Raw genomic sequence first — 23,680 nt, 5'->3', positions numbered from 1 at the left:
ACCCGAATGGGGTTAAGGCCCGATGAGGTCGGATGGTGTAGAGAGCATTAAGGGGCCCGTGAAAATTGTCGCAAGGCGGCTCTTCTCCGGCGTCTATTTTTCGCTATAATAGACATATGGATGATATAGCGAACGACATTTCCTCGACGATCGGCCGCAGGATACACGCCGAAAGGATCGTGCGCGACTGGTCCCTGGCCGAACTCGCGGAGCGTTCCGGCGTCTCGAAGGCCATGCTCAGCACGATCGAGCGGGGCAAGACCAGCCCGACGGCGGCGCTTCTGGTGCGCATCGCGTCGGCCTTCGGCATGACGCTGTCGACCTTGATCGCACGCGCGGAATTGCAGGGCGGCGGGATATTGCGCGAGGCCGACCAGCCGGTGTGGCGCGATCCCGACACCGGCTATGTCAGGCGGCATCTTTCGCCGGCTGGCGATATGCCGCTGGAACTGATCAAGGTGCATCTGCCGGCGGGCGCCAAAGTCAGCTTTCCGGCGGCCTCCTACGCTTTCATCAAGCAGCAGATATGGCTGATTTCCGGGCGGCTCGAATTCATCGAAGGTGAGGCGGTGCACAAGCTTGTATCAGGCGACTGCCTGGCGCTCGGGGCGCCGTCGGACTGCACCTTCCATGCCCTCGAGCCCGGCGCCGACTATCTCGTCGCGCTGGTCAGGGGCTGACACAATGGCAAGAAGACCAAAGCGCTCCCATAATGGGGGGCCGCCTCTCGATGAGTACAAGAGCCCGCCATGGGGCAAGGGCGATCCCTACATCTTTCTTGCCTGGCAGGCCGCCCATGCCAAGGCGTGGAAGGCGCCGAGCCACGAGGTCATGCTGCTGCGCATGGACAGAGCCGAGCGGCTTGGCCTGACCTATGAGGAGTACACGCTCGAGATCCTCGAGCGCGGGCGGCATCTCGGGCACGAAGACGCCGACCGCATCAGCGCCATCAAGGCGGCGCGAAAGCGACGCCGCGCGCGCCATCTGGACTGACAGCAATGCGCCCGCTTCTATCTCAATCACAGGATATCCTGCACATGAACTCGATCGAGATCGCAACCCTGAACCCGGCTGCCGAGACGCAGGACATGCTGGCCGAATTGCTGGTCGCAACGGTGGCGGCCGGCGGTTCGGTCAGCTTCATGCATCCGTTGGCGCCGCAGGCGGCAAGGACGTTCTGGGAAAAATCGCTGGCCGCGGCGGCAAGGGGCGAAAGATCGGTGCTTGGCGCCTGGGATGGCAAAAACCTGGTCGGCACCGTGACCTTGCTGCTCGACTGCCCGCCCAACCAGCCGCACCGGGCCGAGATCGCCAAACTGATGACATCAGTCGACCACCGGGGCAGGGGTGTGGGAACGCGCCTGATGCGGGCCGCCGAGAGCCTTGCGGTGGAGAAAGGCCGCACGCTGCTGGTTCTGGACACGGCAACCGAGGAGGGCGCTTCCGGCCTCTATGAGCGGCTGGGCTTCACGCTGGCCGGCGAGATACCGGACTATGCCCTGAAGCCGCATGGCGGGCTGACCGGCACGCTGATCTACTGGAAGCGGATCAGGCCAATCTCGTAACCAGTCATGCCGGCGCCGAACCGGAGAGGCGCGACAGCAGCCACTTCCGGAAATCCTGCTCGGCACCGGTCAGGCGCGCGGTCGACGCCTTGGTCAGGAAATGCCCCGATGTGCTGGAAAGTTCATAGTCGGAAAGCCTGACCAGCGTCTTGCTGTCGAGCGCCGCATCGACCAGCGGCCGCGAGCCCAAAAGCACGCCGGCGCCGGCGCTCGCCGCCTCCATGGCGGTAACGAAACTGTCGAAGCGGTGCGATCGCCTGGGATGGCCAGCCAGTCCAGCGGCGGCGAACCATTCCGCCCACATCTCGCGCGCGCCGGCGACCAGAAGCAGCGGTTGGGAAGGCCAGTCGTCGTCGCCGGCGAGCGCAGGTGCGGCCACCGGCACGAGCCGCTCGGCGGTCAGCCTGTCGGCTTCGCGGCCGGGGAAGGATCCGTTGCCGAAGCGGATGTCGAGCACCGAGCCCGGCAGATCGTAGTCAGCAGGGCGATGGATCGTCACCAGATCGAGCTGGATGCGCGGCAGTGACTTTGCCAGATCGGGCAGCGCCGGAACCAGCATGAGCAAGGCAAAGGAGATCGGCGCCCGGATGGTCACGGTCTGGACGGCACGCGGCTCGAACAGTTCCGCGGTGCTGTTGCCGATGGTGGCGAAGGCCGACTGGATGTGAGGCAGGTAGGCTGCTCCCTCCGGCGACAGTGCGACGCCCCGCGCCAGCCGCGAAAACAAACGTGTTTTGAGCCGCTCCTCGAGAAACCGGATGTGCTGGCTGACGGCTGCCTGGGTGAGACCGAGCTCGGCTGCCGCCGCGCTGAAATTCGACAGCCGCGCCGCCGCCTCGAAACTGCGCAGCCAGTCCAGAGGCGGCACCGGTGTATTTGTACGAGCCATTATTATTCTGCGGTCATTGGCTAAAAAATGATAATTTGAGTTATGTCTGTCGCGCGATCAACATGCAATAGAAACCCTGCGGATCAGGCTGCGGGGGACGCAATGGACAGGAACGGATCTCCATGCTCACCCAGGCGCGGATCGGCGACGAAGGCAGAACAATCGACCTTGGCTGGCAGGACGGGTCGCGCAGCCGTTTTCACGCCATGTGGCTGCGCGACAATGCGCTGGACGACAAGACGCGCAGCGCCGGCAATGGTCAACGGCTCATCACCATTCTCGACATTCCCGCCGACACCAGGATCGGCGCCGCGTCGATCAAAGGCGGCGCCCTGGAAGTCAGCTTCGTGCCCGAGCAGAAGACGGTCAGCTTTCCCGCGGCATGGCTGAGCGCCAATGCCTATGATCGTGACGCAGGCCGCCAGCCCGGCTGGACAGGCGAGGCCACCGTGCGATGGACCAAGGCCTCGATGCAGAATTCGGTGCCGCGCGCCGGCTATGTTGCGGCCAGCCGCGATCGCGCTGTGCTGGGGCAATGGCTGTCGGCGGTGAAAACCTGTGGCTTCGCGGTGATGGACGATCTGCCGACCGAATCCGGGGCACTGTGCAAAGTGTCCGATCTTTTCGGCTACATCAGGGAAACCAATTACGGGCGCTGGTTCGAAGTGCGCGCCGAGGTCAATCCGAACAATCTCGCCTACACGAATCTCGGCCTCCAGGCGCACACCGACAATCCCTATCGCGACCCTGTGCCGACGCTGCAGATCCTGTCCTGCATCGAGAATACGGTTGAGGGCGGCGAGTCCAGTGTCGTCGATGGGTTTGCAGTCGCGGCTGCGCTGCAGGCTGAGAACCCGGAAGGCTTCCGGCTGCTGAGCTCATGCCCGGCGCGCTTCGAGTATGCCGGCTCTTCCGGCGTGCGGCTGCACGCGAAGCGGCCGATGATCGAGCTCGGGCCCGATGGCGAGCTGATTTGCATCCGCTTCAACAACCGCTCGCTGGCGCCGACGGTCGACGTGCCGTTCAGCGATATGGAAGCGTACTACGCCGCCTATCGCCGGTTTGCGGAACTGATCGAGGATCCATCCTTCGAGGTGACGTTCAAGCTCGAAGCGGGGCAAGCGTTCATCGTCGACAACACCCGCGTCATGCATGCCCGCAAGGCGTTTTCCGGTACCGGTAAGCGCTGGCTGCAGGGTTGCTACGCAGACAAGGACGGTCTGCTGTCGACGCTCGCGGCAATCGAGCACGGGTTCAAGGAGGCCGCGGAATGAGCGGCCAGGATTTGAACGCGGACACCATCGTCGAGTTCATCGCCGACATCTTCGAGCGCCGGGGCGCCGAATCCTATCTCGGCGAACCCGTCACCATGTCGGAGCACATGCTGCAGGGTGCCTGGTTCGCTGAAAAGGACGGCGCGCCGGACGAACTGGTGGCGGCGGCGCTGCTGCACGACATCGGCCATTACACCAGCGAGTTCGGCACCTATTCGCCCGAGGATGTCGAGGACAAGCATCATGACGAGGCCGGCGGCGAGGTGCTGGCGCCGTTCTTTCCACCTGTCATCGTCGAATGCGTCAGGCTGCATGTCGCCGCCAAGCGCTATCTCTGCGCCACCGACCCGACCTATTTCGGCAGGCTTTCGCAGGCCTCGGTGCACACGCTGTCGCTGCAGGGCGGGCCGATGAATGCCGAGGAGGTCGCCGAGTTCCGCAAGAACCCCTTCCATGAGGAAGCGGTCCGGGTCCGCATCTGGGACGAGAGCGGCAAGATCGCCAACATGAAGACACGGACATTTCGCGATTACGTGCCGCTGCTGCAGCGGGTGGTGATGCAGTTCGCCGCGGGTAAGCCGGCGTAAATTCCCTAGGGAAGGAGGCAGGGTGCAAGCCGTGCCTCCTTCTTTCTTCCGGCTTCGCCGGAATGGCGCTCGCCTACCCCTTGTGGTGCACCTGCTGCAGCCCGTAGACCGGCGTCGCGATCCCTTCATGCCGCGCCTTCAATTGCAGCGACAGAAATTGCGAATAGTGACGTGACTGGTGCAGATTGCCGCCGTGGAACCACAGCGCTTCCTGTTGCGTCGGCTTCCACATGTTGCGCAGCTCACCTTCCCAGGGGCCGGGATCCTTGGTGGTGTTCGAGCCGAGGCCCCAGCATTTGCCGACCTTGTCGGCGGTTTCGCGAGATATCAGATCGGCGGCCCAACCGTTCATCGAGCCGTACCCGGTGGCGTAGACGATGAGGTCCGCAGGCAGTTCCGACCCGTCGCTGAGCAGAACAGAGTGCTGCTTGATTTCCTCGACGTCGACGCCGCTCTTCAGCTTGATCGAACCATCGATGACCAGCTGCGAGGCGCCAACATCGATATAATAGCCGGAGCCGCGCCGGAGATACTTCATGAACAGGCCGGATTCGTCGTCGCCCCAGTCGAGCATGAAGCCGGCCTTTTCCAGACCCTTGTAGAATGCCGCGTCGCGCTTCTTCATCTCGGCATAGGCCGGGATCTGGAACTCGTGCAGGATCTTGTAGGGCAGCGAAGCGAAGATGAGATCGGCCTTGGCGGTGGTGATGCCATTCTGCAGCGCCTGCTCCGAATAGAGCGAACCCAGTCCAATTTCCATCAACGTGTCGGACCTGGAGATATGGGTGCTCGAGCGCTGCACCATGGTCACGTCGGCGCCGGCTTCCCAAAGGGCCGCGGCAATGTCGTGGGCGGAATTGTTGGAGCCTATGACGACGGCCTTTTTGCCGGCATAGGCGTCGGGACCCGGATGCTTCGAGGAGTGGTGTTGGTCTCCCTTGAAGGTCTCCATGCCCTTGAATTTTGGCAGATTGGCCTTGCCGGACTGTCCGGTGGCCAACACCAGCTGCTTCGGCTTCAGCGTGATGTCCTTGCCGTCGCGGTGGACGAGAACGGTCCATTCCTTCGTCTTGTCGTCATAGGACGCGCTTTTGGCCTCGGTCGAGGACCAGTAATTCAGCTCCATCACCTTGGTATACATTTCCAGCCAGTCGCCGATCTTGTCCTTGGGCGAGAAAACCGGCCAGTTCTTCGGGAAATCGATATAGGGCAGATGGTCGTACCAGACCGGGTCATGCAGGCAGAGCGACTTGTAGCGCTTGCGCCAGCTGTCGCCGGCCCGCTCGTTCTTCTCGATGATGATGGTCGGCACGCCGAGCTGCCGCAGCCGCGCGCCGAGCGCGATGCCGCCCTGGCCGCCGCCGATGATGACCGTATAGGGCTGCGTCTTGAAGCCGAGCTCGGCGGCTTCCCTCTCGCGTTCTTCTTTCCATGTCGGACGGTTCTTGCCCGAGCCGTGCCTGGCGCCCATCGGCCGCGCAAAGCCTGCCGGCTCCTCGTGGCCTTTCAGCTCGGCCATGGTGGTCAGCAGCGTCCAGATCTTGCCGTCCTTCAGCCTGATATGACCGAAGCCGCGTGCCACTTCCGTCTCGAAGCTGATCCAGCCCTCGATCAGCCCGCCGCTCTCGGTCGCGTCCTCGCCCTTGGCGATTGAAAAATGCGATGGCCTGGTGTTCGACAACTGGCTTTTCAGCATGTCGCGGACCTGGTCGCGGCCTTCCATGGTCTTGATGTTCCAGGTGAAGGTAACAAGGTCGCGCCAGTAGCAATCCTCCTGAAAGCAATCGACCGCCTTCTCGATGTCATTGGCAGCAAGCGCGGCGCCGAATTGATCGAGCAGGTCGGACAGTTTCTTGCTAGGGGCCGTGTTCTTGCTAGAGGGCTTGTCGAGCATCAGGTTTCCTCCCGTGAAATCCAGATCGTCATGGTGGTGGCTCCGCCGGGCTCGCCGCCGGACGATCAAGTATCGTCAGAGATGGCGGCCCTCGTCACGCCCCACCATAGTTTCCAGCGATTTCAATGGTCTATCCTATAAATGAGATCGCCGGACGGTTTCGGAATCGCCCGGGCGCCGGAAACGAACGTCCCATTTGTGAATGCCGCGCCGGTCGCGCAAAATTGATGGTCAAATGCCGCAATGCGGTCACCGAGGCCGATGACAACCGATCGGTGAGAAGCCGGGAAGGGGTGGCGGGCAACAGGACGGTTCCCGGGATTTTCTGGATGCGGAACTCTGGAGCCCGTTATGATCATCATACCTTTTATCCAAGCGTCTTCATGTCGCTCCCTTGGCCGGCGTGGACGCGCAGCGGCAATGGCCGCGGTCATGGCCTTGAGCGCGACCCTGACCGGCCCGCTGGTGCTGCCCGGAACGCAGGCGCATGCGGCGGAAATTGCCGTTACCGTCCGCGAAAGGCTTTCGAACTATGGCGGATGGCGAACCTCCAGCCGCTTCGGCGATGTCTGGGTTCCCTCGGTCCGTACCGAATGGCGGCCCTACACCGAAGGCAGGTGGGTCTGGACCGACGATGGCTGGTACTGGCAGTCCACCGAGCCATTCGGCGATGTCGTCTATCACTATGGCCGCTGGGCCTACGATCCCGATTTCGGCTGGGTGTGGATCGCCGGCGATCAATGGGCGCCAGCCTGGGTGGTCTGGCGCCAGGGCGGCAATGATGTCGGCTGGGCGCCGGCACCACCCGACGTAGATGTCGCCTTCGCCGATTCCTGGTGGTGTTTCGTGCCGGTGGCGGCGATCGGCGCGGTCGATCTGGTCAGAGTGGTACGGCCTGCCACTGAGAACGTCGGCATCGTGCGCAACACGACGATCATCAACCAGACGGTCCTGGTCAACAAGGCGCCGCACGTGCGGCTTGGCAATCAGGTGGTTGCAATCAATGCCGGACCCCGGCTGCAGCAACTCCCGAAGCCCGTCATCGAGTCGATCAAGGCGGCAAAATTGGTTCCTCCGCGCAAAGGCGTGTTTGCCAGTGCACGGCTCGATGCTTCCAGGGGCGCCGAGATCAAGAGACTTGCCGGCAATACAAAGGGGAACGGGCAAATCGTGGCGGGCTCCAAGACTGCGATCGGCGGCAAGGCCATTTCCCCCGGCGCGGTGGCTGCCAGCAATCCGGCCGTCGTGAAGCCTGGCGACGCCGTGAGCAAGCGGATGGTCGCCGGCAACGGCGCGAAGGCCGATGCGCTCAAGCTGCATGTCGACAGGACCGCGGGCGACGGACGCATCGTTGTCAAATCGTCGCCCAAACCGGTTTCGCCCAAGCCGGTTTCGGGGCAGCGTCTTGCACTCGGTGGCGGGCAACAAAAGCCGCATCAGCAAGCGTTGGCAATGCACATGCCCCAGCACCATGGCCCGGCAAGGGTGGCACCCCACCATCCGCCAGAGAAGATGGAGGCCAGGAAGGCGTCCAAATGCGATCCACGCGTTTCCCGCTGCAAGGCGCCGGGCTGACACCGCAGTCGCGCCTGTACGCTGTGCGCGCCGGCGCGATTTTTCCCGTTGACAGGCTGCCTTGCCCGCCCTTAGTGTCCGCCACCATGAAAACGGCACTCATTCTCGTAGGAAAGCGCGTGGGCAAGGCGGTGTAACCGCCGGGCAAAAACCCCCCATGCGCAAGACACAGGCTCCCTCGGGGGCCTTTTTTATTGCCTGAAACACGACTAAACGACCAGCAAACGCCCAATGGCGACAGTACGGGACCAGACCGATGAGCAACGGACAGAACGAGCGGCGCGAGATGACAGGTGCCGAAATGGTGGTGCAGGCGCTGAAGGACAATGGCGTCAAGCATGTCTTCGGCTATCCCGGCGGCGCTGTCCTTCCGATCTATGACGAGATCTTCCAGCAGGACGATGTCGAGCACATACTGGTGCGCCACGAGCAGGGCGCCGGCCATGCAGCCGAAGGCTATGCGCGCTCGACCGGCAAGGCCGGCGTCATGCTGGTGACCTCCGGTCCCGGCGCCACCAATGCCGTGACGCCGCTGCAGGACGCGCTGATGGATTCGATCCCGCTGGTCTGCCTGACGGGGCAGGTGCCGACCTCGCTGATCGGCTCCGACGCTTTTCAGGAATGCGATACGGTTGGCATTACCCGCCCCTGCACCAAGCACAACTGGCTGGTGAAGGACGTGAACGAGCTCGCTGCGACCATCCACGAGGCTTTCCATGTCGCGACCACCGGCCGCCCCGGTCCGGTCGTCGTCGATATCCCGAAGGACGTGCAGTTCGCCAGGGGATTCTACGTCCCGCCGCAGATCGCGCCGCGCACCAGCTACCAGCCAAAGGTCCAGGGCGACCTGGAAAAGATCAAGGCGGCGGTCGAGCTGATGGCCGGTGCCAAGAAGCCGATCATCTACAGCGGCGGCGGCGTCATCAATTCCGGCCCGGAAGCGAGCCATCTGCTGCGCGAACTGGTCGATCTCACCGGTTTCCCGATCACCTCGACGCTGATGGGCCTCGGCGCCTATCCAGCATCGGGCAAGAACTGGATGGGCATGCTCGGCATGCACGGCACCTATGAAGCCAACATGGCCATGCATGACTGCGACGTGATGATCTGCATCGGCGCGCGTTTCGACGACCGCATCACCGGGCGGCTGACCGCCTTCTCGCCGAACTCGAAGAAGATCCACATCGACATCGATCCGTCGTCGATCAACAAGAACGTCCACACCGAGGTCCCGATCATCGGCGATGTCGGCCGGGTGCTGGAGGATATGGTGCGTTTGTGGCGTGCGAGCGCCAAGGCCGACAAGAAGGCGCTCTACCCCTGGTGGGAGCAGATCGCCAAATGGCGTGCGCGCGACTCGCTCGCCTACAAGATGAACAACGACGTGATCATGCCGCAATACGCCATCGAGCGGCTCTACGAACTGACCAAGGGTCTGGACACCTACATCACCACCGAGGTCGGCCAGCACCAGATGTGGGCGGCGCAGCACTATCATTTCGAGAAGCCGAACCGCTGGATGACGTCGGGAGGGCTGGGCACGATGGGTTACGGCCTGCCGGCGGCACTCGGCGTGCAGATCGCGCATCCAGGCGCGCTGGTAATCGACATTGCCGGCGACGCCTCCGTGCAGATGACGATGCAGGAGATGAGCGCGGCCGTGCAGCACGACGCGCCGATCAAGATCTTTATCTTGAACAACCAGTATATGGGCATGGTGCGGCAGTGGCAGCAGTTGCTGCACGGCAACCGGCTGTCGCATTCCTACACCGAGGCGATGCCGGACTTCGTCAAGCTGGCCGAGGCCTATGGCGGCCACGGCATTCGCTGCGAGAAGCCGGACGAGCTGGACGACGCGATCAAGGAGATGATCTCGGTCAGGAAGCCGGTGCTGTTCGACTGCCGCGTGGCGACGCTCGCCAACTGCTTCCCGATGATTCCGTCGGGCAAGGCGCACAATGAGATGCTGTTGCCCGACGAGGCGACCGACGAGGCGGTGGCCAATGCCATCGACGCCAAGGGCAGGGAACTGGTGTAGCCGGCAGAACCAAGGCAGGGCTGTCGCGAGAAAGCCCTGCGAAACAGAGAATTAGCTCAAGAGCTTGAAAAACGAGATTCATGTCATGAACGCACAGCTACAACCGACCGGCTCCGCCTATTTCATCGCCAAGGAGACGGAAAAGCCGGAAAACCACACGCTTTCCGTGCTGGTCGACAACGAGCCGGGCGTGCTTGCCAGGGTCATCGGCCTGTTTTCCGGGCGTGGCTACAACATCGAGAGCCTGACCGTCTCCGAGACCGAGCATGAAAAACACCTGTCGCGCATCACCATCGTGACGCGCGGCACGCCGCATGTGCTGGAGCAGATCAAGCACCAGCTCGAGCGCATCGTGCCGGTTCACCGCGTCGTCGACCTGACCGTGCGTTCGCATGAATCCGGCCAGGAGCGGCCGCTGGAGCGCGAACTGGCGCTGGTCAAAGTCGCCGGCACCGGCGAGGCCCGGGTCGAGGCGTTGCGCCTGGCCGATGCGTTCCGCGCCAGCGTCATCGACGCCAACACCGAGCATTTCATCTTCGAGATCACCGGCAAAGGCTCCAAGATCGACCAGTTCATCGCCATCATGAAACCGCTCGGCCTGGTCGAAATCTGCCGCACCGGCGTGGCAGCGTTGAACCGCGGCCCGCAGGCGATGTAGGACTTCGGCGGGGCTGGCGTCGAACGCGTCAGCCAGTTTCCATGGTGAGGCCGTCCGTAGCCTTTGCGGGGTCGCCGAGAAGAGACAAGATGCTGACTTGTCAGGGAAGATATCCATGTCGCTCGACGCATTCCTTGCCCTGCTTGTCTACGCCTTCGTGACGTCGATCACGCCGGGGCCAAACAATCTCATGCTTTTGGCATCGGGCGTGAATTTCGGCCTCGTCAGAACCGTTCCGCACATGCTGGGCATCAGCATGGGTTTCCTCGTGCTGCTGCTTGCCGTCGGTCTTGGCCTCGGCGCTGTGTTGACGGCGTTTCCGGCGCTGCATACGGCGCTCAAGATCGCTGGCGGCGCCTATCTTTTGTACCTCGCCTGGAAGATCGCCATGTCGCGCACGCTGACCGGCAAAGGCGAGACGAAAGCGCGGCCCATGCGCTTCATCGAGGCAGCCGCATTCCAGTGGGTCAATCCCAAGGCGTGGGTGATGGCGATCACCGCCATGGCCGTCTATGCCAATGCCGAGCACCCGTTCCTGTCGGTGGTGTTGATCGCCGTGGCTTTCACCATCGTCAATTTGCCGAGCGTCTCGGTGTGGGCTGGGTTCGGCACCGCACTGCGCGGTTTCCTGTCGGACCCGGTGCGGCTGAAATGGTTCAACATCGCCATGGGCGTGCTGCTGGCGGCGACGCTTTGGCCGATGCTGAGGTAGGCCCGGGGCGCATCATCTGATCTTTAAGGGACAGGATCCGGAGTCTCGGGCGTACCGCCCAGATCGGGATTGAGCCCGTGTTGCACATCCGTTGTGCAGTGCACATTAAATCTTCGTAATGCCGCCTTTTGGCCCTTTTCCGACAAAGGCGTGTCCTATCTATTCGGCGAAATCGCGGCAACGGGCCGCGTTGGAAAGAACCATCGGACCACGACGTGTCGGGTGGAGAGGGCCTTTGACCATGCGTGGAAAAGTCGTTCTTTCGTTGCTGGCCGTCGCCTGCCTGGGTGCGGCCGGGTGGCTTTATCTCTCGCCTGATGCGCTGGGCAGGGTCCAGCAGGTTATCGGCGCAAAGCAGGTTGCCGCGCCGGACAAACAGGCCACGGCTTCGGACAAGAAGGCCGACAATGCCGGGCGCTCGGCCTCGATCCTCTCGGCCGTCGCCTCGACAGCCGATTTCCCGATCCGGCGCTACGCGATCGGCTTCGTCTCCTCTCCAGCCGTCGTCAACATCAATGCGCGCGTGTCCAGCCAGATCGTGTCCATCGACGTCAAGGACGGGCAGATGGTCAAGACCGGCGATCTGCTGTTTTCGCTCGATGACCGGGCGCTGAAGGCGCAGCTTGCCAAGGATCAAGCGGCGCTGGCCAAGGATCAGGCGATGCTCGCCAGCTCGCAGTCCGATCTCCAGCGCGCCAAGGATCTGGTCGCCAAGCAGGCCGGCACGCAGCAGACCTACGACCAGGCCGTCGCCGCGCAGAAGGCTGCCGCAGCGACTGTCGATGCCGACAAGGCGACAATCGACGCCGACAATGTCCAGCTTGGCTTCGCCACGATCACGGCGCCGATTTCCGGCAGGCTGGGCGCTGTCAGCGTCGCCGTCGGCGATCTCGTCACCGTCAGCAATGGCAACAGCAGCACGGCGACCCCGCTGGTGACCGTCACCCAGATGGACCCGCTGCAGGTCAACTTCAATCTTCCCGAGAGCAATCTGGCCCTGCTGCACAAGGCGCTCGCCAACCCGCAGCAGGACGCGGTGACGCTGACCAAGGATGGCGACCCGACGCCGATCGGCAAGGGTACGCTCGATTTCGTCGATTCCAGCGTCGACACCGCGTCGGGCACGATTGCCACACGGGCAAGCATTCCCAATGCTGACCTTTCGCTATGGCCGGGCCAGTATGTGAATGTCGTGCTCGACGCCGGCATCATGCCGCAGATGACATCGGTTCCGACGGTCGCGGTGCAGCCTAGCCAGAAGGGTCCGTTCGTCTATGTGGTCAAGCCGGATAATACCGTCGAGATGCGGCCGGTACAGGTGGCGCTTACCGAAGGCGACAACAGCGCCATCAGCCAGGGGCTGAAAAGCGGTGAGAAGGTCGTCACCGAAGGCCAGACGAGGCTGAAGGACGGCGCAGCGGTGCATGAGGGCAAGGCCACGGCGAATGCTGCTCCCAAGGTGGCCGAGGCGACCAACGCCGGCGAGGCGGCCCAATGATCTCCGAATTCTGCATACGCCGGCCCGTCGCCACCCTTCTGATGTCGTTCGCTCTCGTGCTGGGCGGGCTGTTTGCCTACAAGTTCCTGCCGGTGGCGGCACTGCCCAGTGCGGAATTTCCGGTGGTCAACGTCTCGGCTTCGCTGCCCGGCGCCTCGCCGGAAACCATGGCGACATCGGTGGCGACGCCGCTGATCAAGCAGTTTGCCACCATCGCCGGCATCGATTCGATCTCGACCACGAACTCGCTTGGCCAGACCTCGATCGCCATCCAGTTCGTGCTCAACCGCGACATCGATGCGGCGGCGGCCGATGTGCAGGCGGCGATCGCGCGCACGCAGAAATCATTGCCGCCGCAGATGACGGCGCCGCCGAGCTATCGCAAGGTCAATCCGGCCGACGCGCCGATCCTTTTGATGTCGCTGGTCAGCGACACGGTTCCGCTGACCGATCTCGATGCTTTCGCGGAAAATGTCATCTCGCCGTCGCTGTCGACCATCGACGGCGTGGCGCAGGTCTCGATCTTCGGTCAACAGAAATACGCGGTGCGCATCCAGATCGACCCGACCGCGCTTGCCGCGCGCGGCATCTCGATCGATCAGCTGCAGGCGGCGGTCGCCTCGGCCAACAGCAACACGCCGCTGGGCGTGCTGCAGAACGACAAGCAGCAGCTCACCATCACCGCCAACACGCAGCTGACCGACGCCGCCGGCTTCTCCAACATCATCATCGCCACCAAAAACGGTCATCCCGTGCGGCTCGGCGAGGTGACCCGCGTGGTCGATTCGGTGCAGACCACCACCACCGCAAGTTGGTACGATGGCACCCGCGCGATCATCATGGCCGTGCAGCGCCAGCCCGATGCCAACACTGTCGACGTCGTCGACAAGGTCAAGGCGATGCTGCCGTCCTTCAAGGACCAGATGCCGGCCGCGGCCGACATCAAGCTGCTTAACGACCGCTCCAGTTCGATCCGGCAGGCGGTCAGCGACGTGCAGTTCACGCTGTTGCTCACCATTGCCCTGGTGATCATGGTGATCTTCGTGTTCCTACGCCGGGTGACGGCGACGATCATTCCGGCCGTGGCTGTGCCGATCTCGCTGATCGCCACGCTCGGCGCGATGTTCCTGTTCGGCTTTTCCATCGACAACATATCGCTGATGGGCCTGACGCTGGCGGTCGGCCTCGTCGTCGACGACGCCATCGTGATGCTTGAAAACATCTTCCGCCATATGGAGGAGGACGGGCTGTCGGCCTTCGACGCATCGCTGAAGGGCGCGCGCGAAATCGGCTTCACCATCATCTCGATCTCGATCTCGCTGGTGGCGGTGTTCATCCCCGTGCTGCTGATGGGTGGCGTCATCGGGCGCATCTTCAACGAGTTCGCCGTCGTGGTGACGGTCGCCATCCTGGCGTCGATGTTCGTGTCGCTGACGCTGACGCCGATGCTGTGCTCGCGGCTGCTGTCGGTAACCAAAGCCGACCGTGACAAGCATGGCCCCGGCCATAAGCAGGACCTCGTCACCCGCGGCTACGACAGGGTCTTGAGCTTCTGCCTGCGCCACACCTTCCTGGTGTTCCTCGTCTTCGTCGGCACCGCGGCAGCGTCGGTGTGGCTGATCCAGACTTCGCCGAAGGGTTTCTTCCCGCAGGAGGACATCGGCCAGATATCGGTGACCACCATCGCACGTCAGGACATCTCTTTCGATGCCATGTCCAGGCTGCAAGGACAGGTCGCCAGCGTCTTCTCGCATTCGCCCTATGTCGACCATGTGGCGTGGTCGGCGGGCAGCGGCAACAATGCGCTCAATCAGGGGCAGCTTTTCGTCCAGCTCAAGGGCAAGGACCAGCGCCCCGATATCGAGAAGGTGCTTTCGGATCTGCGCAAGCAACTGGCCGGCGTGGCGGGCATCGAGACCTACATGCAGCCGGTGCAGAATTTGAGGCTGGGCTCGCGGTCGTCGGCAAGCGCCTACCAGCTCGTGGTTCAGGGCCTTGATACCGGCCTGACCGATATTTGGGCGCAGAAACTGAACGACGCGATGGCTGCCGACCATGCGAACTTCACCGACGTCACCAGCGACCTGCAGAACAATGCGTTGCAGGCGACGCTGGTGGTGGATCGCGACAAGGCCGCCCAGCTCGGTATCGACACCGACACGTTGCGCTCCGCCCTCTATGGCGGGTTCGGCACCGACCAGGTTTCGACAATCTTCGGTTCGGCCGACAGCTACGAAGTCATCACCGAGCTCGATCCCAAGATCGAGTGGTCGCCCGAGCGGATGCTGGCCATCCAGATGAGAACGGCGAGCGGCAGTCTTGTTCCGCTCGGCGCCTTCGCCCGGGTCGATCGCACGGCCGGCGCCCTGACTGTCAACCAGCTCGGCCAGCTTCCAGCCGTGACCATCTCCTACAATCTGCCGCAGGGCGTGGCGCTGGGCGACAGCGTGACGCGCATCAATGCGCTGAAGGAGCAGATCGGCATGCCGACGGTGATCTCGACCACCTTCGCCGGGACGGCCAAGACCTTCCAGGATTCTCTTGCCAACCAGGGTTTTCTGGTCGGCGGCGCAATCCTGACCATCTACATCGTGCTCGGCATCCTCTACGAGAGCTTCATCCACCCGCTGACGATCCTCACCGGCCTGCCGTCGGCCGTGTTAGGAGCGGTCGTTGCGCTGCGCTTCGCCGGCATGGATCTGTCTGTCATCGCGGTGATCGGCATCCTGATGCTGATCGGCATCGTCAAGAAGAACGGCATCATGATGGTCGATGTCGCGCTTGAACTGCGACGAGACGGCATGTCGGCGACCGAGTCGATCCACAAGGCCTGCCTGATGCGGTTCAGGCCGATCATGATGACGACGCTGGCGGCACTGATGGGCACATTCCCGATTGCGCTCGGCACCGGGGCCAGCGCCGAATTGCGCCAGCCGCTGGGCGTTGCCGTTGTCGGTGGTCTGCTTGCCTCGCAGGCGCTGACCCTGTTCGTGACGCCGGTGATCTATGTCTACATGGAGAATTTCTCTGGCTGGCTGGTCGGGCTTTGGTCGAAGCGCAAGGGCGAGCCAAGCCCGGTCGAAGCGGGGGATCAGCCGTCGCTATTCGAGGCCAGGGAAGACATGCTGCCCGAACCGCAGCGGGCGGCGGCCGAATGATGTGACAGGGCCAGCGCCATGTGCCGTTGGCCCAAGCCGTTGCGCTTGCGGCGGCATCACTGGAAACGTAGTTTGCGGCCATGTCACACGATCATGACCACGACAACGAACTCGATCCGTTTGCCGCCCGGGTGCGCGCGCTGGAGACCATCCTCACTCAGAAGGGGCTGATCGATCCGGCCGCGATCGACGTCATCGTCGATACTTACGAGACGAAAATCGGGCCGCGCAACGGCGCCAGGGTGGTGGCCAAAGCCTGGAGCGATCCTGCCTTTGCCGACTGGCTGAAGCGCGACGCGACGGCGGCGATCGAATCGCTCAGCTATACCGGCCGTCAGGGCGAGCACATGCAGGCGGTGTTCAACACCGAGGAGACGCACAATCTCGTCGTCTGCACGCTGTGCTCCTGCTATCCGTGGTCGGTGCTCGGCCTGCCGCCGGTCTGGTACAAGGCGCCGCCCTATCGTTCGCGTGCCGTCATCGATCCGCGCGGCGTGCTGGAGGAGTTCGGGCTGACGCTGCCGGCGGACAAGAAAATCCGCGTCTGGGATTCGACTGCGGAGCTGCGCTATCTCGTCGTGCCGATGCGGCCCGACGGCACCGAGGGCTGGAGCGAGGAGCGGCTGGCGGAACTGGTCAGCCGTGATGCGATGATCGGGACCGGCCTGGCCCAAAGACCTGAAATGGAGGGGCAGCCGGCATGAACGGGCCGCAGGATCTCGGCGGGCAGATGGGGTTCGGTCCCGTCGCGCCCGAACAGGACGAGCCGTATTTTCATGCTGCATGGGAGAGGCGGGCGCTCGGCGTGACGCTGACTGCCGGCGCCATGGGAGCCTGGAACATCGACGAGAGCCGGCATGCGCGGGAATCACTGCATCCGGCCGACTATTATGCCTCCAGCTACTACGAGATCTGGATCAAGGCGCTGGAGGTGCTGCTCAAGCGCCATGGGTTTGTCAGCGAGCGCGACTTGGCTGAGGGCCGAGCGATTGATCCGGCTGCGACACCGAAAAGGGTGCTGAAGGCGGAAAACGTGCCTGCCGTGCTGGCCAAGGGTGGGCCTTGCGACCGGCCGGTGGCACAGCCAGCGCGGTTCAAGGCCGGCGATCCTGTACGGACCAAGAACTTCAACCCGAGCGGCCACACGCGGCTGCCGCGCTATGCGCGCGCCAAGCAGGGGGTGATTGAGGCGGTGCACGACGGTTTCGTGTTCCCCGACAGCAACGCGCATGGACACGGCGAAAATCCGCAATGGGTCTACACCGTGGTTTTCGAAGGGCCGGAAATCTGGGGCGAGGGCGCCGACCCGACGCTAAGCGTGTCGACAGACGCCTGGGAGAGCTATCTTGAGCCGGCGTGATACGGATCTGCCCGAGCTGCCGCCGGGCGTCGATGCGCGGGTGTTTGCCGAGCCATGGCAGGCCGAGGCTTTCGCCATGACGGTGGCGTTGCACGACAAGGGCCTGTTTTCGTGGAGCGAGTGGGCGCAGGCACTGTCGGAAAAAGTGAAGAGACCGGGCGCCGCAGCGGACGGCCATGATTATTACGAACATTGGCTGGCGGCGCTGGAAAGCCTGCTTGCCATCAAAGGGCTGGCCGCGAAGTCGGATGTCGACGCTATGGCTGAAGCCTGGGAGCGCGCCGCGCATGCCACGCCGCACGGCAAGCCGATCCTGCTGGAAAACGATCCCCAGCCGATTCGATAAGGTGTGGGGCGAGCTTGTATGTTCCCTTTACGTTCTTGTCTGCGCCTGATAGCCTGACCCGTCGGCGGCATTGAAGCGTCCCGGCGCATCGATGATGGTGGCCGCTGTCTTGTCTTTCCCTTGCGAATCCGGTCTCTCGCGCTGATGGAATTCTCTCCCCAACAGGACGACGCGCTGAAGGCGGTCGCCCAATGGCTGAAGACCGGCCAGCCGCAGCTGTTCCGGCTGTTCGGCTATGCCGGCACCGGCAAGACGACCTTGGCGCGGTATTTCGCCGAACATGTCGACGGCCAGGTGCAGTTCGCCGCCTTTACCGGCAAGGCGGCGCAGGTGCTGCGCTCCAAGGGTGCAGTCAATGCGCGCACCATCCATTCGCTGATCTATCGGCCGAAGGGCGAGGAATCGGTATCGGACGAGGTCACCGGCAAGACGTCGATGTCGCCGACCTTCTCGCTCAACCGCCAGAGCCCGATTACGCGGGCGAAACTGGTCGTCATCGACGAATGCTCGATGGTCGACGAGCAGCTCGGCCGCGACCTGATGAGTTTCGGCACGCCGATCCTGGTGCTGGGCGACCCCGGCCAGCTGCCGCCGATCTCGGGCGGCGGCTTCTTCACCGACCACGAGCCGGATTTTTTGCTGACCGAAATCCACCGGCAGGCGCGCGACAACCCGATCCTGCGGCTGGCGCTCGATGTGCGCGAGGGCCGTGAATTCATGCGTGGCGACTATGGCACGGCGCAGGTGATCGGCAAGGAAGACGTCACCCAGGAGCTGGTGCTGAAGGCGGACCAGGTGCTGGTCGGCACCAACCGCACGCGTCGCCGCTACAATCAGCGGCTGCGCGAGCTCAAGGGCTTCAACGCCGATTATCCGCAAGCCGGCGACAAGCTGGTCTGCCTGCGCAACGATCCGGCCAAGGGCCTGCTCAACGGCTCGCTGTGGAAGGTGATGACCTCGTCGCGCGAGACGGTGAAGCCCGGCATCAACCTTCTGGTGTCGCCGGAAGAGGACGATCCGGATCGTGGCGTCGCCAAGATCAAGCTGCTCAAGGCGGCGTTCGAGGATCCCGATGCCGATATCCCCTGGCAGCAGAAGAAGCGCTTCGACGATTTCGACTATGGCTACGCGCTGACCGTGCACAAGGCGCAGGGCTCGCAGTGGAACGAGATTGTGCTGTTCGATGAAAGCTGGGCCTTCAAGGAAACCCGCCAGCGCTGGCTCTACACCGCCATCACGCGGGCGGCCGAACGGCTGACGATCGTCAGGTAGGGGCTCCGGATGCTGTTGCCCCGATAGGCTGTGCGGCAAGCCATTGCCAGGCGGCAGCCTCGTCCTCCGCCCTGAAATGCCTGATTTCGATGGGCGGTGAGGACGGCAGAAAGCGTTGTGCGTCCGCTATCCAGTCCGGTTCGCCGATGGTTGCGCAACGGCCGACATGTTCCAATGCATGAATGGCACCCTGCTTCAGGGTCTCGTCCGCGATGTCGGCCCAGTCGACGCCATCGTGGTCGACGAGGCGCACCAGCACATCGATGCGCGGGTGCAGGGCATAGGCTGCCTCCAGCAGCCCGAAAAGATTTTCACCGTCGGCCGCGGAAACGTGCCCGACGACATCGATGGCGAAAAGGTCGTCGCGGCTGGTCTCGATACGGCGGATTGCCGGAACCTCATCGAGAAAATTCATCGGTGCGTCCTTTCCCGGGTTCGCTCATCAGGCTTGGAACACGCGAAACCCCCAGTCTGTTCCCACCAAAGGCATTACTGTTCCCGTCAAAGGCATTATAGGTGGGCGCGTTGAATGATTTCCGAGGCCACCCGCATGCCTGCAAAGCTCTCCGTCAACCTCAATGCCATCGCCATGCTGCGCAACCGGCGCGACCTGCCGTGGCCAAGCGTGACCGGCCTCGGCCGCATTGCGCTGGCGGCCGGAGCGCATGGGCTGACGGTGCATCCACGCCCCGACGAGCGGCACACAAGACACTCCGATCTGCCTGAGATTCGGTCGCTGATCGACGACGAGTTTCCGCGCGCGGAATTCAACATCGAGGGCTATCCGACCGAGGATTTCCTGGTGCTTGTGGAAAAGCACCAGCCCGAACAGGTGACTTTGGTGCCGGACGATCCGGCCCAGGCGACATCGGACCATGGCTGGAACTTCGCCACCCGGGCCGCGTTCCTCACACCGATCGTCAAGCGTCTGAAAAAGGGGGGCTTTCGCGTGTCGCTGTTTTCCGATCCGGACCCCGATTGGGTGGCGGCCGCCCGCGATGTCGGCGCCGACCGTATCGAACTCTATACGGGTCCATATGGTAGCTATCACACAGATTCCGCCAAAGCGGCCAAGGAACTGGAAAGACTGGGAAAAACCGCCGACGCCGCGCTTGCTGCCGGGCTTCAGGTCAATGCCGGGCACGATCTGGTGGTCAGCAATCTGCCCGCACTTGCCAAGCGCATTCCGGCATTGGCCGAAGTGTCGATCGGACATGGGTTGACAGCCGACGCGTTGGAGTATGGCATGGCCGGCACGGTGGGTCGGTTCCTCAAGGCCTGCGGATGGTAGCGATGGCAGCCTCGCGTGGCAGGCATGGCAGCCATTACGCGACGGCACTTGATATTGCATTGCAGCAAGCGTAGAGCACCGCGCGCTTATCGGAGTGTCGTCCATGGCCCTTACCAATACTGGTAGTGAGGCAGAACCCGTCGAACAATCGAGCCATTCGGAAGTCGAGCAGCACAGCACCAAGGTTCTGATGCTGGGCGCGCTCGGTGTCGTCTATGGGGATATCGGCACCAGCCCGATCTACGCCTTTCGCGAGGCGCTGGTGGCGTCGTCGGGCGGACAAGTCGCCCAGCGCGGCGATATTCTGGGCGTTTTGTCGCTGATCATCTGGTCGCTGACGATCATCGTCACCATCAAATACATCATGTTCGTGCTGCGGGCGAACAACCGCGGCGAGGGCGGCGTGCTGTCGCTGATGGCGCTGGCGCGCGGCAGTTTCCCCAAGCGCTCGGCGCTGATGCTCGGCATCGGCATTGTCGGGGCATCGCTTTTCTTCGGTGATGCCGTCATCACGCCGGCGATATCGGTGCTGTCGGCGGTTGAGGGCATGAATGTCGTCACGCCGACCTTCCAGCCCTATGTCGTGCCGCTGACACTGGTCATTCTTGCCATGGTGTTTGCGGTGCAGCGCTTTGGCACGGGCGGGGTGGGATTGGTCTTCGGTCCCGTGACGGCGGTGTGGTTCCTGGCGATCGGCCTTTCAGGTCTCAACCACATCATCGCCGATCCGGAAATCCTGTGGGCGGTGAGCCCGCACTACATCGTCGCCTTCCTGATCAATTCGCCCGACGTCGCTTTCGTGACCATCGGCGCCATCTTCCTCGCCGTCACCGGCGCGGAAGCACTCTATGCCGATCTCGGTCATTTCGGCCGCAAGCCGATCGTGCTCGCCTGGCTGTGGGTCGTGTTTCCGTGCCTGCTGCTCAATTATGCCGGGCAGGGCGCTTTCGTGCTGGCCAAGAACGGCGTCGTCGGCCATCCGTTCTTCGAAATGAATGAAGGCTGGACGCTGATCCCGATGGTCGTGCTGGCGACCGCCGCGACGGTCATCGCCAGCCAGGCGGTGATCTCGGGCGCCTTCTCGCTGACCAGGCAGGCGGTGCAGCTCAACATGCTGCCGCGCCTTGAAATCCTGCACACCTCGGAGAAACAGTCCGGCCAGATCTACATGCCGCGCGTCAACCTGCTGCTGGCGCTGGTGGTGATGATGCTGGTCGTCGGCTTCGGCGAATCCAGCAGGCTGGCGTCGGCATACGGCATCTCGGTGACCGGCAACATGCTGGTGACCACAGTGCTCTTGTTTGTGGTCATGACGCGGATTTGGAAATGGCGGCTGTGGGTGGCGGTCGCCATGACGGCGCTGTTCGGCTTCATCGACGTCGGCTTTTTTGCCTCCAACATCGTCAAAGTGTTCGAGGGCGGCTGGGCCTCGCTGGCCGTGGCCTTCACCATCGTGCTGGCCATGTGGACCTGGGTGCGCGGCAGCCGCTATCTGTTCGACAAGACCCGCCGCAACGAAATCCCGCTCGATTTCCTCGCCGGCAATCTCCTGAAGAAAAAGCCGCAGTTGGTGTCCGGCACCGCGGTGTTCCTGACGAGCGATCCACTCAGCGCGCCAACCGCGCTGATGCACAGCCTGAAGCACTACAAGGTGCTGCACGAGCAGAACGTCATCCTTTCGGTGGTGACCGCGCCGCAACCGGTGGTGCCCGACAGCGACCGGGTCAAGATGGAGACGGTCAACGAGCTGTTCATGCGGGTGACGCTGACCTTCGGCTACATGGAGCAGCCGAACATCCCGCGCGCGCTGGCGATCTGCCGCAAGCAGGGCTGGAAGTTCGACATCATGACGACCTCGTTCTTCCTGTCACGGCGTTCGCTCAAGGCCTCGCCCAATTCCGGCATGCCGGTGTGGCAGGATCGGCTGTTCATCGGCCTGGCGCGCACGGCGGCCGATGCGACGGAGTATTTCCAAATCCCGACCGGGCGCGTGGTCGAGATCGGCACGCAGGTGGCGATCTAGGACATGTCCTGGCGGATCGGCGAATGGACTGTGCTTCACGGCACAGTCCATGTCACTCCGCTTCAACCGGCCAGCGCGGCCTTGTTTGCCTCGAGGAACTGCTTCAGCGTCTTCGACTTTCGGCCGGAAAGCGTCTCGACCGCGTCCGTCACCATGGCGATGCGGCCGGAACGCGTGTTGGCGTCGAACGACACGATGATGCGGGCAAAGTCCTCGGGAACGCCAGCCGCCTTCACGCCCTCGGTCAGGGCTTCATCCGGAACCTGCACGACATCTAGCGGCTTGCCGGTGACCTCGCTTACCAGGGCGGCAATCTCGGCCGTCGTGTAGGCCTGCGGGCCGGTCAAGGTGTAGGTCTCGCTTTCGCTTGATGCGGCGGCGAGGCCGGCGGCGATCGCTGCCGCCATGTCGTCGCGCGCACCGTGCGCCATGCGGCCGTCGCCGGCGGACGTGTACCATTTTCCCGAAGCGATCGCGTGCGGCAGGGCCATGAACAGGTTCTCCTGGTACCAGCCGTTGCGGAAGATCGTGTAGGGGATGCCGCTCGCCTTGATCGCCTGCTCGGTGCCGTAGTGATCATTGGCAAACAGCACCGGCGAAACCGGTTCTGGATTAGGCATCGAGGTGTAGAGAAGGTGGGAAACACCGGCCTTCTTCCCGGCGGCAACCGCGTTCTCGTGCTGCCTCAGGCGCTTGCCGTGAAGCAGGTCGATCTCGCCGGTCGAGATGATCAGCACCCTGTCGGCGCCCTTGAACGCAGCCTCCAACGATAGTGTGTCGTCGAAGTCAGCCGCCCTTGTGATGACGCCTCGCGCCGCCAGGCCGGCGAGGTTTTCCGGATTGCGGGTGGCGGCGATGATCCGTGCCGCTGGAACCTTGAACGTGTCCAGCAGATGGTTGATGACGCCGCGGCCGAGCTGGCCGGAAGCGCCGGTGATGAGAAGGGTTTCGGTCATGGAAGATCCTGACATTGCGCCGCTAAGGCGGTTCGAGTGGCAGTCTCAAAAAGAGACCAGCACTAAAATAGGAATTGACCCATGGCCGTAAAGAAGGCAGTTTTTCGGGAGGTAGGCAGGCGCAGGGAACCAGCGGTGGACAGCAAGATCGTCAATCTGAGATCGAAGATGGAGGTCTACAAGGCGATCTCCGGCGGCGGCAATTTTGCAAATTGTCCAGTCCGCGATGTCATCCAGGGGGTGAGCGGGAAATGGAGCTCGCTGCTGATGATGGCGCTGGCCGAAAAGCCCTATCGGTTTGGCGAATTGCGGCGGCTGGTGCCCGATATCTCACAGCGCATGCTGACGCAGACGCTCCATGATTTGCAGCGTGACGGCTATGTGCATCGCGAAGTGTTCCCGACCAAGCCGCCGAGCGTCGAATACAGCCTGACCGATCTCGGGCATTCGATGTTCGGCGCCTTGCATCAGCTGATCCTATGGGCCGAACTCAATCATGACGCGGTGCGCGACGCGCGTTCCGGCTTTGATGCCATGCAGGCTTGAACGGCAGCTAAAACCCGCGGCTTGATTTCGTCGGGCGG

Annotated in this window: 23 protein-coding genes; 18 read left to right on the top strand and 5 right to left on the bottom strand. The window is 63.1% G+C overall.

Features of this window, described 5'->3' with window-relative positions:
- Nucleotides 1-116 precede the first annotated feature (116 nt).
- From NKJ04_RS08970 to NKJ04_RS08960, 3 genes are read left to right on the top strand one after another with little or no spacing between them, the layout of a single operon-like run.
- Nucleotides 117-680 carry an XRE family transcriptional regulator gene (locus tag NKJ04_RS08970; protein ID WP_127293128.1) on the top strand — a complete coding sequence of 188 codons (564 nt, stop codon included), beginning with the start codon at nt 117-119 and terminating at the stop codon, nt 678-680.
- Nucleotides 681-684: 4 nt separating this feature from the next.
- Nucleotides 685-993: a hypothetical protein gene (locus NKJ04_RS08965; protein WP_352551875.1), complete on the top strand. Its 309-nt coding sequence runs from the start codon at nt 685-687 to the stop codon at nt 991-993.
- Nucleotides 994-1,037: 44 nt separating this feature from the next.
- Nucleotides 1,038-1,565 carry a GNAT family N-acetyltransferase gene (locus tag NKJ04_RS08960; protein WP_352551877.1) on the top strand — a complete coding sequence of 176 codons (528 nt, stop codon included), beginning with the start codon at nt 1,038-1,040 and terminating at the stop codon, nt 1,563-1,565.
- A 4-nt stretch (nt 1,566-1,569) separates the two neighbouring features.
- Here the strand turns inward: NKJ04_RS08960 and NKJ04_RS08955 are convergent, their stop codons facing one another.
- Nucleotides 1,570-2,454, bottom strand: a complete 885-nt coding sequence (locus tag NKJ04_RS08955) for a LysR family transcriptional regulator (RefSeq protein ID WP_352674401.1) — start codon at nt 2,452-2,454, stop codon at nt 1,570-1,572.
- Between the two features lie 122 nt (nt 2,455-2,576).
- Here NKJ04_RS08955 and tmpA point away from each other — a divergent pair, with 122 nt between their 5' ends.
- Complete coding sequence (tmpA, locus tag NKJ04_RS08950) at nt 2,577-3,728, top strand: 2-trimethylaminoethylphosphonate dioxygenase (protein WP_352674399.1); 1,152 nt, start codon at nt 2,577-2,579, stop codon at nt 3,726-3,728.
- On the top strand, nt 3,725-4,315 hold the full coding sequence (gene tmpB, locus NKJ04_RS08945) for a (R)-1-hydroxy-2-trimethylaminoethylphosphonate oxygenase (protein ID WP_127293138.1): 591 nt from the start codon (nt 3,725-3,727) through the stop codon (nt 4,313-4,315). The genes tmpA and tmpB overlap by 4 nt, the downstream gene beginning before the upstream one ends.
- 73 nt (nt 4,316-4,388) lie before the next feature.
- Here tmpB and NKJ04_RS08940 read toward each other — a convergent pair whose 3' ends face one another.
- Nucleotides 4,389-6,209, bottom strand: a complete 1,821-nt coding sequence (locus NKJ04_RS08940; protein ID WP_352674397.1) for an NAD(P)-binding domain-containing protein — start codon at nt 6,207-6,209, stop codon at nt 4,389-4,391.
- Between the two features lie 122 nt (nt 6,210-6,331).
- Nucleotides 6,332-6,571 (bottom strand): hypothetical protein, encoded by a 240-nt coding sequence (locus tag NKJ04_RS08935; protein ID WP_352674395.1) that lies wholly within the window; start codon nt 6,569-6,571, stop codon nt 6,332-6,334.
- A gap of 58 nt (nt 6,572-6,629) precedes the next feature.
- Between NKJ04_RS08935 and NKJ04_RS08930 the strand changes: the two genes are divergently transcribed.
- The 10 genes from NKJ04_RS08930 to NKJ04_RS08885 all read left to right on the top strand — a co-directional run bounded on the left by NKJ04_RS08930 (nt 6,630) and on the right by NKJ04_RS08885 (nt 18,826).
- A complete protein-coding gene (locus NKJ04_RS08930) occupies nt 6,630-7,784 on the top strand; it encodes a DUF6600 domain-containing protein (protein ID WP_352442862.1) in 1,155 nt (384 codons plus the stop codon).
- Nucleotides 7,785-8,040: 256 nt separating this feature from the next.
- Entirely contained in the window at nt 8,041-9,822 is a 1,782-nt protein-coding gene (locus NKJ04_RS08925) for an acetolactate synthase 3 large subunit (protein ID WP_081734942.1), read from the top strand.
- An 85-nt stretch (nt 9,823-9,907) separates the two neighbouring features.
- Nucleotides 9,908-10,480, top strand: a complete 573-nt coding sequence (gene ilvN, locus NKJ04_RS08920) for an acetolactate synthase small subunit (RefSeq protein WP_023757090.1) — start codon at nt 9,908-9,910, stop codon at nt 10,478-10,480.
- A gap of 115 nt (nt 10,481-10,595) precedes the next feature.
- Complete coding sequence (locus NKJ04_RS08915; protein WP_127293144.1) at nt 10,596-11,192, top strand: LysE family translocator; 597 nt, start codon at nt 10,596-10,598, stop codon at nt 11,190-11,192.
- A gap of 241 nt (nt 11,193-11,433) precedes the next feature.
- Nucleotides 11,434-12,690, top strand: a complete 1,257-nt coding sequence (locus NKJ04_RS08910; protein WP_352674394.1) for an efflux RND transporter periplasmic adaptor subunit — start codon at nt 11,434-11,436, stop codon at nt 12,688-12,690.
- Complete coding sequence (locus NKJ04_RS08905; RefSeq protein ID WP_352674392.1) at nt 12,687-15,848, top strand: efflux RND transporter permease subunit; 3,162 nt, start codon at nt 12,687-12,689, stop codon at nt 15,846-15,848. Before NKJ04_RS08910 ends, NKJ04_RS08905 begins: the two co-directional genes overlap by 4 nt.
- Nucleotides 15,849-15,928: 80 nt before the next feature.
- Nucleotides 15,929-16,552 (top strand): nitrile hydratase subunit alpha, encoded by a 624-nt coding sequence (nthA, locus tag NKJ04_RS08900; protein WP_023813053.1) that lies wholly within the window; start codon nt 15,929-15,931, stop codon nt 16,550-16,552.
- Nucleotides 16,549-17,208 carry a nitrile hydratase subunit beta gene (nthB, locus tag NKJ04_RS08895; RefSeq protein WP_352674390.1) on the top strand — a complete coding sequence of 220 codons (660 nt, stop codon included), beginning with the start codon at nt 16,549-16,551 and terminating at the stop codon, nt 17,206-17,208. The genes nthA and nthB overlap by 4 nt, the downstream gene beginning before the upstream one ends.
- Nucleotides 17,195-17,554, top strand: coding sequence for a nitrile hydratase accessory protein (locus tag NKJ04_RS08890; RefSeq protein ID WP_352551890.1), 360 nt, complete (start codon nt 17,195-17,197; stop codon nt 17,552-17,554). Before nthB ends, NKJ04_RS08890 begins: the two co-directional genes overlap by 14 nt.
- Nucleotides 17,555-17,698: 144 nt before the next feature.
- Nucleotides 17,699-18,826 carry an ATP-dependent DNA helicase gene (locus tag NKJ04_RS08885; RefSeq protein WP_027034850.1) on the top strand — a complete coding sequence of 376 codons (1,128 nt, stop codon included), beginning with the start codon at nt 17,699-17,701 and terminating at the stop codon, nt 18,824-18,826.
- Here the strand turns inward: NKJ04_RS08885 and NKJ04_RS08880 are convergent.
- Nucleotides 18,819-19,241 (bottom strand): SpoIIAA family protein, encoded by a 423-nt coding sequence (locus tag NKJ04_RS08880; protein WP_352442857.1) that lies wholly within the window; start codon nt 19,239-19,241, stop codon nt 18,819-18,821. The genes NKJ04_RS08885 and NKJ04_RS08880 overlap by 8 nt on opposite strands.
- Nucleotides 19,242-19,376: 135 nt before the next feature.
- Between NKJ04_RS08880 and NKJ04_RS08875 the strand changes: the two genes are divergently transcribed.
- Nucleotides 19,377-20,117: a pyridoxine 5'-phosphate synthase gene (locus NKJ04_RS08875; RefSeq protein ID WP_023813048.1), complete on the top strand. Its 741-nt coding sequence runs from the start codon at nt 19,377-19,379 to the stop codon at nt 20,115-20,117.
- A 103-nt stretch (nt 20,118-20,220) separates the two neighbouring features.
- Nucleotides 20,221-22,140, top strand: coding sequence for a potassium transporter Kup (locus NKJ04_RS08870; RefSeq protein WP_352551893.1), 1,920 nt, complete (start codon nt 20,221-20,223; stop codon nt 22,138-22,140).
- A gap of 62 nt (nt 22,141-22,202) precedes the next feature.
- Here the strand turns inward: NKJ04_RS08870 and NKJ04_RS08865 are convergent, their stop codons facing one another.
- Nucleotides 22,203-23,096, bottom strand: coding sequence for an SDR family oxidoreductase (locus NKJ04_RS08865; protein ID WP_352612395.1), 894 nt, complete (start codon nt 23,094-23,096; stop codon nt 22,203-22,205).
- Nucleotides 23,097-23,231: 135 nt separating this feature from the next.
- On the opposite strand from NKJ04_RS08865, the gene NKJ04_RS08860 reads away from it, so the two are divergent.
- The gene (locus NKJ04_RS08860) at nt 23,232-23,642 is read left to right on the top strand and encodes a winged helix-turn-helix transcriptional regulator (RefSeq protein WP_127293162.1); all 411 of its coding nucleotides are present in this window, start codon (nt 23,232-23,234) and stop codon (nt 23,640-23,642) included.
- Nucleotides 23,643-23,680 lie beyond the last annotated feature (38 nt).

Source organism: Mesorhizobium sp. M0618, assembly GCF_040320765.1.
Classification (GTDB): Bacteria; Pseudomonadota; Alphaproteobacteria; order Rhizobiales; family Rhizobiaceae; genus Mesorhizobium.
The sequence above is the reverse complement of the archived record's forward strand: the minus strand, read 5'-3'. Positions and strand labels throughout refer to the sequence as shown.